Source organism: Clostridium sp. ZS2-4 (assembly GCF_026719745.1).
Lineage (GTDB): Bacteria > Bacillota > Clostridia > Clostridiales > Clostridiaceae > Clostridium_H.
The window spans coordinates 1-10,931 of the sequence record NZ_JAPPRQ010000111.1 but is presented as its reverse complement, the minus strand read 5'-3'; the positions used below and the strand labels follow the sequence as shown (position 1 = coordinate 10,931).

The window sequence follows — 10,931 nt, the reverse complement described above, 5'->3', positions numbered from 1 at the left end:
TTCCAAAAACTGTCTCAAGTAAGAAGTACTATACAGAAGTTTATTAAGCATATAAATAAAGTTCCTACACAAACAATAGATAGGCTATGTGTAAGAATGTAGGAACTTTAATAGAACTTATATATATTAAAAGTTTTTTGTTGATAATATGTTAACGTATAAGAGAGAATATTATTGTTAGATATAAAGTTTACAAGGTAGAAAAATATATATAAAATAAAAATACAATTAATAAACTAATACTAATGAAGAAAGGGACAACAATATGGGATATACTATAATTGACGTAATAGACAAACTTATCATGATTAAAATGAAAGTAAGAGAAATTTATTCAGATACTTCTCAGATGAACACGGAAGATAAAGCGTTTAATTTGGTAACAATTGCTCTTATGAAAGTACAAGAAAAGCATATTAAGTATTATAATGGAATAAAAGAAACAATAGGAAAAGATATTGAGGAAATTGATTTTTTAATATATGATAAAATTTCATTTTTAATTGATGAATATAAAAATAGAGTTGATTTTTTAGAAGTGAATCCTAAAAACATGGAAGAAATATTAAATTTGGCATTAGATTTTGAAAAGAAAAATAGTGCTCTAATTATAGATATTCAAGGCAGGTTAGTAAAGAAAGAAACAGACGTACAAACTGAAACATATAATATATTATCAGAAATGATAGAAAAAGAACAAAAATATCTTAATGATTTAAAGCAGATTATAGAAAAGACAATTATGAAAAAATAATACATTGATAAAGCCTTTATAATATATTTATATTATAGAGGCTATTATTTGTGTAATAAATGATATGAATAAGAGGTAGAGAAAGATGGAAAAAATATTTATGGAAAAGGCATTAGAAGAAGCTAGAATAGCTGAATACCTGAATGAAGTACCAGTAGGAGCTGTAATAGTTAAGGAGGGAGAAATCATAGCCAGTGCTCATAATTTAAGAGAAACATTAAAAGACCCAACAGCTCATGCAGAAGTGATTGCGATAAAAAAGGCATCAGAGGTTTTAAATAATTGGAGATTAAATGAATGCGAGATGTATGTAACTCTAGAGCCATGCCCTATGTGTGCTGGGGCTATCTTACAGTCACGTATAAGAAAGCTTTATATAGGTACTTTTGATCCTGTAGCTGGTTCGTGTGGATCTAATATTAATATAGTACAGAATGAGGCATTGAACAGTTTTATAGAAGTAAATTGGATGTATGATGAAAGATGCAGTGATATTATTGTGGATTTTTTTAAAAAGAAAAGAAAATAAATATCTATAATATGTAAAAAATTCAATTTTGTGATATAATAAAGCTTAGAGTTTTAATATTCTATGGAGAAATGTCCGAGTGATTTAAGGTGCTTGACTCGAAATCAAGTGAACGGTGTATGCTGTTCCGAGGGTTTGAATCCCTCTTTCTCCGCCATAATAAAGGGTTTCAACTTGATTTGAGTTGAAACTTTTTTTATTTTATTAAATGGATATTTAGTGCATAAACATGAAGTAATGTTGATGTGCTTTTATTTAGTAAATAAGGATTAATGTGGTATAATTGGATGTGTGTTGTTGATGAACAATACATCCAATTATGTATTAACAAGCATAAATGTATTAAAACATAATCGTAATATATTACGATATAATTTAGTGATTAAAATTGGAGGTGTTTTACATGAAATATGAATGGCTTGACGAATATTGCCTTTCTAAAAAAGCTGTCACAAAAGACTTTAAGATAGAATGGGACGCAATAAGATACCTCATAGGAGGAAAAATGTTTGCTATGCAAGGAGGAGATAAAGACAAAAAAGAGATCATTACATTAAAATGTGAACCACTATTTGGGCAGTTTTTGCGAGAAAAATATTGTCATATTGTTGCTGGATATTATATGAATAAAGAACACTGGAACTCTGTATATTTAGATGGCGATGTGCCAGATGATATTTTAAAACAAATGATAGATATGTCGTATGAATTAGTATTAAAATCTTTGAGTAAAAAAATACAAAAGGATATTATTGGAGGAAATAAAAATGATTGAGTCAAGATGTGGAATTTTATGTAGTGAGTGTGAATATAAAGAGCCTATGAAATGCAGTGGTTATGTACATATTACTAAGCCGTTTTGGGGAGAACAATGCTCTGTTAAATCATGCTGTGAAGACAAGGATTTAGAGCATTGTGGTGAATGTGAAAAATTTCCTTGTACCTTGTTGATGCAATTTGCCTATGATAAAGAGCAAGGTGATAATGGTAAAAGAATAGAACAATGCAAAAAATGGGTATGTAAATAGTGGTAGTTAGATACGTGTAGTATTGTTAAATTATTTCACATTTTTCTTATTTTATGTACTAAATAAAGAAGTTACTTAATTCACAATAGCAAAACATTACGAACTACATAAGAGGGGAATTTTATTGATGAGCTTAAAAAAACTAAAGGATATATTTCTTATAGCGGCATTTGTAAATCTAGGTATTAACCTATATTTGTATAAAAATAATAGTGATAATAGTGTTCTTTCTTTTACATTTTGGGTATTTATTTTCACACATTTTGCTTTATCAACCTACTATGATTTCAAGTTGAAAAACAAGAATAAAAGTAACTAACTGTAAGGGTAAATTATTAAGTAAGCTAAATCACCATTTGAATAGGAGTTTAAGATTACAGGAAAGTTATCCATGAAATCGTCTATTTTTGCACGTATCTCCATATCTACGAAAAGAATATTTATAAATATATTATAGTAAAATATAAAAAAAGTGTACATTAAGACAATTAATGGTATAATTATTAAATGTATGTTTAAAAAGTAATAATTTTATATTACAACATTTAAATGTATAGTTTTAAGCAAATATGATACAAATGGGGGAGAGAGTTGGAGTATAAATTTTTATCAAAAAATTGTTGGCAAATTTTTTTTAGCTTTGTATTGGGAGGAATAATTCTTTTGCAAATGGCTTTCCTTGTTTCTTCGGATATTCTTGAATTATATGATAATTTTGATTTTGGAGTTAAGTTAATAATCTTTTTGGGTATACTTCAAATAGGTATACTTTTTCTTATAAAAAATATATGGGGAAACATAATTAGCTTACTTTTATTAGGTTTCTCATTATATATTTCTGTTATTGCCTTCATAGAGAAAATTGGAATAAAGTTTATGTATTCAGCAGAGGTGTGGGTGATTTTTGAAGTGTTTTGTTTTTTATTTTCAGTAAGAAATTTAAAAATAGCAATAGGAAAAAGAAAATGGGCTGTTTCAAAATGATTCTTAAATCATTTTCATATATTGAAGAATGTGTTTAAAAAATTAGGTTTTATTAAATGATAAAAATTATTGTATAAAATTTAACTTTAATGGATTTATTATTGATAATATAGCATATAATATAAGATAAGCTAATCAATTCTAGTAATAAATACCTTGAAATATATATAAAGAAATAGTATAATAATTTTTGCGAGTGAAAATTATATAATAAGTTTTCAAATATGGAGAGATGTCCGAGTGGTTGAAGGAGCACGCCTGGAACGCGTGTGTAGGGGAAACTCTACCGAGGGTTCGAATCCCTCTTTCTCCGCCAAGAGTCGTGCTAGACGGGAAGTCAGCGGTGTCCTGAACCTGCAATCCGCTATAGCAGGGTTGAATTCCCCGTCGAGGCTTTAAGGTGTGAGGTCTGGCCTTTATAAGTGGCGTTGATAATTGGGCCCCACGCAACGGAAACTCATGAACCCCGTCAGATCCGGAAGGAAGCAGCGGTAAGTGAGACCTTTCGTGTGCCGTGGGTAAACCTGATTTGAGTTAACTGTAGAGGTAACGCTCATATCTTACTGTCGACACGGGGTGCACGACTTTATAATGATGATACAAGACGCTTTTAAAGCGTCTTTTTTGCATATAAAGAGATAAAAACCAATTAAAGTTATGATATAATAATTATTGTAAAATTATTATTTAATAAACTGTGTAAAGGATAAGAGGTGTTTCAATTGGCATATACTGCTTTATATAGAGAATGGAGACCCAGAACCTTTGATGAGGTAGTAGGTCAATCACATATTACTACAACTCTTAAAAATCAAATAAAAAATAACAGAATAGCACATGCTTATCTTTTATGTGGAACGAGAGGAACTGGAAAGACTTCCACAGCAAAGATTTTTTCAAAGGCAGTGAATTGTCTTAATCTTCAAGATGGAGAACCATGTAATGAATGTGAAATGTGCAAAAAAATAAATGCAGGACTTGCTATAGATGTATCAGAAATGGATGCTGCATCTCATAATAAAGTGGATGATATAAGAGAACTTATAGATGAAGTCAAATATCCTCCAAGAGAGGGAAGGTATAAAGTTTATATAATGGATGAGGCTCATATGCTTACACAGGGGGCTGTTAATGCATTCTTAAAGACATTAGAGGAACCCCCAGAGAAAGTTATTTTTATACTGGCAACTACAGACCCTCAAAAGTTACCTATAACTATACTATCGAGATGTCAAAGGTTTGATTTTAAAAGAATAAAAAGTGATGATATTTTTGAAAGACTTATTAAAATCACAAAAGAACAGGGAATCTTATGGGATAATAAAAGCCTTCAGCTAATTTCCAGAATGTCAGATGGAGCTATGAGAGATGCTTTAAGTATATTAGATCAAGCAATATCTATGGGTAGTGGAAAAGTAGACTATGATCAGGTTATAAATATGCTAGGACTTGTTACAAATGAAAATTTATTAAAGCTTACTGATAAGATTATTGATAAAAATGTTGAGGAAGCAATAAAAATAATTGATGACATAGTTTATGGCGGTAAGGATATAAATTTATTCATAAAAGATATGATATATCATATGAGAAATCTTATGATGGTAAAAGTAAGCCAAAGACCTGAAGAAGTTCTGGATATGTCTGAAGAAAATATAGGATTCATAAAAGAACAAGGCAGTAAAATAAGAATAGAAGAGATAATGAGATGTATAAGGATTTTTCAAGAAGCAGAAGAACAGTCTAAATGGAGTAAACAAGGAAGAATATATTTAGAGCTTTCTGTAATAAAAATGTGCAAAGTAGAATATGATACATCTAAAGAAATTATGTTAGCTAGAATAAACAAACTTGAGAATATGATTAAAGAAGGTAATATTACAATAAAAAGTGAAAATACTACTAATCAAAATCATAGTGAAGTATCAAGAACTATAAAAAAGCACATTACAAAGCTTCCTGAGAATAAAAATCAAAATGAAACTGCTGTAGAAATGAATGTAGATTCAAAGTTAACTGTTGAGGACATAAAGAAATCATGGAGAGATATATTAGAGATATTAAAGGGAAGAAGGCTTATGGTGTTATATGCTTCTCTAGTTACAGGTAAGATAGAATCTTGCAGGAATGGAGTAGTAGAGATAAGATATGATTCTCAGTATGCTTTCAATATAAACAGACTTCAAAAGGATGAAAACAGAAAAATTATAGAGGAAATTTTTTCAGAAGCACTAAAAGAAAAAATTAGAATAAAATATACTGTAGATAAAAAAGAAGAGGTTTTCAAATCTCGTGAAGAAATTCTCAAGGAAACTTTTGGGGAAGAATTAGTAGAAATAATTGATGAATAAAATTGTAAATGGTAAAATGTTAAAAGACTAAAAGAATGAGAAACCTAAACAATAAAATAGGATAATATAATTAGGAGGTAAGATTATGGCAAAAGGTGGATTCCCAGGAATGGGTGGAATGAATATGAATAATTTAATGAAGCAAGCACAAAAAATGCAGCAGCAAATGGAAAAGATGCAGGCTCAATTAGAAGAAAAAGAATTTACAGCAACTGCTGGCGGCGGTGTTGTTAAGGTAACAGTTACTGGAAAAAAACAAATTGTTGATATAGAAATAGATCCTGAAGCAGTAGATCCAGATGATGTTGAAATGCTTCAAGACTTAATTCTAACTGCATGCAACCAAGCTTTACAAACAGCAGATGAAGAAACAGCTAGTCAAATGAAGAAACTTACGGGTGGACTTAATATGCCTGGAATGTTTTAATTATTGAGGTGACAGATTTGGATTTTTATCCTGTAGCCATAGAAAAATTAATAGAAGAATTCGCAAAATTACCAGGAATAGGGTATAAAACAGCTCAAAGACTTACTTTACATGTATTAAATTTGTCTCAGGAAGAGGTTAGGGAATTTGCAGATGCTCTAATTAAGGCTAGAGGAACAATAAAATATTGTTCTGTATGTGGTAATTATACAGATACTGACCCTTGTGCAATATGCTCTAATCCAAATAGAGATGACAGCACTATATGTGTAGTTGAGCAACCAAAAGATATTATATCAGTAGAAAAGATAAGAGAATACAACGGTGTTTATCATGTTCTGCATGGTGTAATATCACCTATGTCTGGCAAGGGACCTAACGATATCAAACTTAAGGAGTTAGTTAGAAGAATAAATGGAGATGTTAAAGAAATTATAGTAGCAACCAATCCTAATGTTGAGGGAGAGGCTACAGCTATGTATATATCAAAAATATTAAAGCCTCTAGGTGTTAAGGTAACTAGAATTGCTCATGGAATTCCGGTTGGAGGAGATTTGGAGTATGCTGATGAAGTAACTCTATCTAAAGCTTTAGAGGGAAGAATAGAACTTTAACAATAATAATTGTGACAAAGCTTCTGTTTTATATCATAATCAGTGATATAAAACAGAAGCTTTTTAGCATATAAATAATGCTTATGTTAATAAAATATATTAGAAATATATAAATAGTAAGTTCGGAAACTAATTTCTAGTAGACTAAGATAAAGGTAGACTTAAGAGTTTCTGAATACATTTGTAAAACAGATGGAGGGATAATATGGAATATGTTGCTTATTTTGTAGGAGCTATAATTTTATTGTTTTTGATAGCAAAGCTTTTAGCATGGCCATTAAAAATACTTTGTAAGCTTCTAATAAATGCAGTTTTGGGCGCTGTTTTGTTGCTAGTTTTTAATTTTTTCGGAGGATATTTTGGCTTCAGTATAGGAATAAATGCATGGACTGCATTGATTGCTGGATTTTTTGGAGTGCCAGGAGTAATCTTTCTAATTATCTTCAAAATATTGTTGTAAAATAATGGAGTTAGACATGCAAAGTATTTTATGCAAAATGGTGTTTTATCTTGACATTGTTATTGTTAATCTGTTACAATTTATTTATATAGCTGTTATAGTTAGAAGACGTTAATAATAAAATATAACAATATTCTGTTGTACTAGTACAACAGAATATTGTTATATAGTATAAACGTTTTCATATAACTGTTATACAATAGTATATAAATATTTATATACATAGTCTAGTTAAATTTTCTCATGAAGATGAAGGGAGGAAAAATCAATGGATAAAAAATTAGTTGAAATTCGTTGGCATGGTCGTGGTGGACAAGGTGCTAAAACTGCGTCATTACTACTAGCTGAAGTTGCTTTTAATACTGGAATGTATATTCAAGGTTTTCCTGAATATGGTCCAGAAAGAATGGGTGCGCCAATTACTGCTTATAACAGATTAGCTAACTTCCCATTAAGAGTTCACAGTAACATTTATCAACCAGATTATGTTGTTGTTGTTGACGAAACTTTATTAAAAACAGTTGATTGTACTGCTGGTTTAAAGAAAGAGGGAGCTATAGTTATAAACACTAAAAAGACTCCAGAAGAAATAAAATCAGAATTAAAAGGTTATGAAGGACGCATTTATACAATAGATGCTAGAACTATTTCTGAAGAAACTTTAGGTGCTAACTTCCCGAATACTCCAATGCTTGCAGGTATAGTTAAAGTAAGTGGAGTTATGGATGAAGAGCAATTTGTAAATGATATGGAAAATTCGTTCAAACACAAATTTGCTAATAAACCACAAGTTGTTCCAAAGAACATGGAAGCTCTTAAGAGATCTCTTCAGGAGGTGAATGGAATTGAGTAGAAGAATGAATGTTACTCCAGAATCAAAATGGAACGAACTACCAATAGGTACTGCTATACTTGATGCAGGTAATGCTGTAGATTTCAAAACAGGTGACTGGAGATCTATGAAACCTGTATGGCATGAAGATAAATGCAAACATTGCATGTTCTGCTGGGCTGTATGTCCTGATATGTCTATCATAGCTAAAGACGGAAAAGTAGAAGGCTTTGATTACGATCACTGCAAAGGCTGTGGAGTATGTGTAGAACAATGTAACTTTGGTGCGTTAGAATTTATACCAGAAGAATAGGGAGGAGGAAAAAGAATGGCTAAAGCTGAACAATTAAGAAAAAGTTTAAGTGGTAACGAAGCAGTTGCTACAGCAATAATGCAAATTAACCCAGATGTAGTTGCAGCATTCCCTATAACTCCATCTACAGAGGTTCCACAATATGTTGCATCATTTAAAGCAAATGGAAAATGTACAACTGAATTTGTACCAGTAGAATCAGAACACAGTGCTATGAGTGCTTGTATAGGAGCATCTGCTGCTGGCGGAAGAGTTATGACAGCAACTTCATCAAATGGATTAGGATTAATGTGGGAAATGCTTCATATAGCTTCAGGAGACAGATGTCCAGTAATACTTGCAGTAGTTAACAGAGCTATGTCAGCTCCACTTAACATACATAATGACCACTCAGATTCAATGGGTGCAAGAGATACAGGTTGGATTCAATTATATGCTGAAACAACTCAAGAAGCATATGATAACTTTATACAAGCAGTAAGAGTAGCTGAGCATCCAGATGTTATGACTCCAGCTATGGTTTGTTACGATGGATTCATCACAAGCCACGCTGTAGAAAATGTATTCATGATGAATAACGAAGATGTTAAAGAATTTGTTGGACCAAACAATAGAGCTAACCAAGGATTACTTGGAGAACAAAATATAGCTGTAGGACCACTAGTTCTTCCAAATTTCTATATGGAAATGAAGAGACAACAACTTCAAGGACTATTAAATTCTAAAGAAGTTGTGCTTCAAGTTGCTAAAGAATTTGAAGAATTAACTGGAAGAAAATACGGATTATTTGAAGAATATAAGCTAGATGATGCTGAAGTTGCTATGGTTGTTATAAACTCAACAGCGGGAACAGCTAAGAGAGTTGTTGATGACTTAAGAGAACAAGGTATTAAAGCTGGTGTTCTTAAGATAAGATTATACAGACCATTCCCAGGAGCAGAAATAGCTGAAGCTCTTAAGAATGTTAAAGCTATAGCTATAATGGATAAAGCTGAAGGATTATCTGGAAATGGTGGTCCACTATTCACAGATGTTGTTAGTTCATTATATGGAACAGTAGATAACAAGATAATAATGAGTTATATCTATGGTCTTGGTGGAAGAGATGTTACAGTTAATGATTTAGCAAAAGTTTTTGCTGATTTAGGACAAGCAGTAGAAACTGGAAAATACGAAAAATATAACTACTTAGCTGTAAGAGAATAGGAGGTGCTGTAAATGGCAACATTAAAGGGATTAACTAATGTTCAAGATAGAATAACTGGTGGACATAGAATGTGTGCTGGTTGCGGAGCTCCAATGGTAGCAAAATGGGTTATGAAAGCAGTTAAACCTGAAGATCATGCAGTTGTAGGTAATGCAACAGGATGTCTTGAAGTTTCAACAGGACTTTACCCATATAGTGCATGGACTGATTCATACATCCATACAGCATTCGAAAACGTTGGAGCAACTGTAAGTGGAGCTGAAGCTGCATTTAAAGCAATGAAAGCTAGAGGAGACGTTAAAGGAGAATATAAATTCATAGCATTCGGTGGAGACGGTGGTACATACGATATCGGATTCCAATCATTATCAGGAGCTATGGAAAGAGGACATGACATGCTTTATGTTTGTTACGACAACGGAGCATACATGAATACTGGTATCCAAAGATCATCAGCTACTCCAGCAGGAGCTGATTCAACTACAACTCCTCAAGGAAGTCACTCACTTGGAAAACCTCAATATAGAAAAGACTTAACTAAAATAATGGCAGGACATCATTTACCATATGTAGCTCAAACTGTTCCTGTAATGCCTGGAACTAAATACATGATGGATTTATACAACAAATCAGACAGAGCTATAAATGAATTTAAAGGAGCTAATTTCTTAAACGTATTAACTCCATGTCCAAGAGGATGGAGATGTGATACTGCTACTGAACTTGAATTAATCAAATTAGCAGTTGAAACATGCTACTGGCCATTATATGAAGTTGCAAACGGTGAGTACAAATTAAGCTACAAACCAAAAGAAAAACTTCCAGTAGAAGAATGGATGAAACCACAAGGAAGATTCAAACACTTATTCCAATCAGAAGAAGGAAAAGCTAAAATAGCTGCAATTCAAGCTGAAGTTGATAGAAGATGGAATGAATTATTATTCCTTTGCGGAGAAACAGAATAGTATAGAATAAAAAAACCGCTGATTAATTAATCAGTGGTTTTTTATTTCGTTAATTGATCACTGAACAATGAGTATTGATAATTGCAATATATATCGAATACTTATCCAAGTGTATCAATACAAGAAAAATGTAGAAAAACGAAGAAAAATATATTTATTAAGAATATATTTAAAGAAAACAGATAATTATAGATTTATACAAATTAATATTTATGGTAAGATAATTATTGTCCCGATGAGGACGATAACGCAAGAAACATAAGACAATAACTTGAAAAAAAGTTGTTGACAAAGTTTTTAAAAAATGATATACTGAATAAGCTGTCGGATGACGGCAAAATAATTGGTCTTTGAAAATTAAACAGAAGTAAGATAACAAAGTCAGTCAATTCAAACATGAGTAATAGATTAAACTTTTAAATTGAGAGTTTGATCCTGGCTCAGGACGAACGCTGGCGGCGTGCCTA

13 protein-coding genes, 2 tRNA genes and 1 other RNA gene are annotated in these 10,931 nt (G+C 31.5%); all 16 read left to right on the top strand.

Going from position 1 to position 10,931, the window contains the following annotated elements:
• The first annotated feature begins 265 nt into the window (after positions 1–265).
• The 16 genes from OIO11_RS12635 (at position 266) to OIO11_RS12560 (ending at position 10,464) form a co-directional block, all read left to right on the top strand.
• Positions 266–754 carry a hypothetical protein gene (locus tag OIO11_RS12635; protein WP_268071811.1) on the top strand — a complete coding sequence of 163 codons (489 nt, stop codon included), beginning with the start codon at positions 266–268 and terminating at the stop codon, positions 752–754.
• Positions 755–839: 85 nt separating this feature from the next.
• Entirely contained in the window at positions 840–1,283 is a 444-nt protein-coding gene (locus OIO11_RS12630; RefSeq protein WP_268071810.1) for a nucleoside deaminase, read from the top strand.
• Positions 1,284–1,348: 65 nt separating this feature from the next.
• Positions 1,349–1,440 (top strand) — tRNA-Ser (locus OIO11_RS12625).
• A 246-nt stretch (positions 1,441–1,686) separates the two neighbouring features.
• Complete coding sequence (locus OIO11_RS12620) at positions 1,687–2,058, top strand: MmcQ/YjbR family DNA-binding protein (RefSeq protein ID WP_268071809.1); 372 nt, start codon at positions 1,687–1,689, stop codon at positions 2,056–2,058.
• Complete coding sequence (locus OIO11_RS12615; protein ID WP_268071808.1) at positions 2,051–2,311, top strand: DUF3795 domain-containing protein; 261 nt, start codon at positions 2,051–2,053, stop codon at positions 2,309–2,311. The genes OIO11_RS12620 and OIO11_RS12615 overlap by 8 nt, the downstream gene beginning before the upstream one ends.
• 591 nt (positions 2,312–2,902) lie before the next feature.
• A complete protein-coding gene (locus OIO11_RS12610; protein ID WP_268071807.1) occupies positions 2,903–3,295 on the top strand; it encodes a hypothetical protein in 393 nt (130 codons plus the stop codon).
• A 226-nt stretch (positions 3,296–3,521) separates the two neighbouring features.
• Positions 3,522–3,611 (top strand) — tRNA-Ser (locus OIO11_RS12605).
• Between the two features lie 4 nt (positions 3,612–3,615).
• An RNA gene (gene ffs / locus OIO11_RS12600) (signal recognition particle sRNA large type) lies at positions 3,616–3,879 on the top strand.
• Between the two features lie 138 nt (positions 3,880–4,017).
• Positions 4,018–5,646 carry a DNA polymerase III subunit gamma/tau gene (dnaX, locus tag OIO11_RS12595; protein ID WP_268071806.1) on the top strand — a complete coding sequence of 543 codons (1,629 nt, stop codon included), beginning with the start codon at positions 4,018–4,020 and terminating at the stop codon, positions 5,644–5,646.
• 85 nt (positions 5,647–5,731) lie between these two features.
• Positions 5,732–6,073, top strand: coding sequence for a YbaB/EbfC family nucleoid-associated protein (locus tag OIO11_RS12590; RefSeq protein WP_268071805.1), 342 nt, complete (start codon positions 5,732–5,734; stop codon positions 6,071–6,073).
• Between the two features lie 17 nt (positions 6,074–6,090).
• Positions 6,091–6,687 carry a recombination mediator RecR gene (recR, locus tag OIO11_RS12585; protein ID WP_268071804.1) on the top strand — a complete coding sequence of 199 codons (597 nt, stop codon included), beginning with the start codon at positions 6,091–6,093 and terminating at the stop codon, positions 6,685–6,687.
• Between the two features lie 205 nt (positions 6,688–6,892).
• Positions 6,893–7,147: a pro-sigmaK processing inhibitor BofA family protein gene (locus tag OIO11_RS12580; protein ID WP_268071803.1), complete on the top strand. Its 255-nt coding sequence runs from the start codon at positions 6,893–6,895 to the stop codon at positions 7,145–7,147.
• Positions 7,148–7,415: 268 nt separating this feature from the next.
• Positions 7,416–8,000 (top strand): 2-oxoacid:acceptor oxidoreductase family protein, encoded by a 585-nt coding sequence (locus OIO11_RS12575; protein ID WP_268071802.1) that lies wholly within the window; start codon positions 7,416–7,418, stop codon positions 7,998–8,000.
• Entirely contained in the window at positions 7,987–8,292 is a 306-nt protein-coding gene (locus OIO11_RS12570) for a 4Fe-4S binding protein (protein ID WP_268071801.1), read from the top strand. Before OIO11_RS12575 ends, OIO11_RS12570 begins: the two co-directional genes overlap by 14 nt.
• 15 nt (positions 8,293–8,307) lie before the next feature.
• A complete protein-coding gene (gene porA / locus OIO11_RS12565) occupies positions 8,308–9,498 on the top strand; it encodes a pyruvate ferredoxin oxidoreductase (RefSeq protein WP_268071800.1) in 1,191 nt (396 codons plus the stop codon).
• Positions 9,499–9,510: 12 nt separating this feature from the next.
• Positions 9,511–10,464 carry a thiamine pyrophosphate-dependent enzyme gene (locus OIO11_RS12560; protein ID WP_268071799.1) on the top strand — a complete coding sequence of 318 codons (954 nt, stop codon included), beginning with the start codon at positions 9,511–9,513 and terminating at the stop codon, positions 10,462–10,464.
• The last annotated feature ends 467 nt before the right edge of the window (positions 10,465–10,931 follow it).

What these genes read in the sequence shown, in the direction of transcription:
- OIO11_RS12580 (WP_268071803.1), top strand. Translation starts at nt 6,893, where the DNA reads ATGGAATATGTTGCTTATTTTGTAGGAGCTATAATTTTATTGTTTTTG.
- OIO11_RS12635 (WP_268071811.1), top strand. Translation starts at nt 266, where the DNA reads ATGGGATATACTATAATTGACGTAATAGACAAACTTATCATGATTAAA.
- OIO11_RS12570 (WP_268071801.1), top strand. Translation starts at nt 7,987, where the DNA reads ATGGAATTGAGTAGAAGAATGAATGTTACTCCAGAATCAAAATGGAAC.
- porA (WP_268071800.1), top strand. Translation starts at nt 8,308, where the DNA reads ATGGCTAAAGCTGAACAATTAAGAAAAAGTTTAAGTGGTAACGAAGCA.
- OIO11_RS12620 (WP_268071809.1), top strand. Translation starts at nt 1,687, where the DNA reads ATGAAATATGAATGGCTTGACGAATATTGCCTTTCTAAAAAAGCTGTC.
- OIO11_RS12630 (WP_268071810.1), top strand. Translation starts at nt 840, where the DNA reads ATGGAAAAAATATTTATGGAAAAGGCATTAGAAGAAGCTAGAATAGCT.
- OIO11_RS12590 (WP_268071805.1), top strand. Translation starts at nt 5,732, where the DNA reads ATGGCAAAAGGTGGATTCCCAGGAATGGGTGGAATGAATATGAATAAT.
- OIO11_RS12575 (WP_268071802.1), top strand. Translation starts at nt 7,416, where the DNA reads ATGGATAAAAAATTAGTTGAAATTCGTTGGCATGGTCGTGGTGGACAA.
- OIO11_RS12560 (WP_268071799.1), top strand. Translation starts at nt 9,511, where the DNA reads ATGGCAACATTAAAGGGATTAACTAATGTTCAAGATAGAATAACTGGT.
- OIO11_RS12615 (WP_268071808.1), top strand. Translation starts at nt 2,051, where the DNA reads ATGATTGAGTCAAGATGTGGAATTTTATGTAGTGAGTGTGAATATAAA.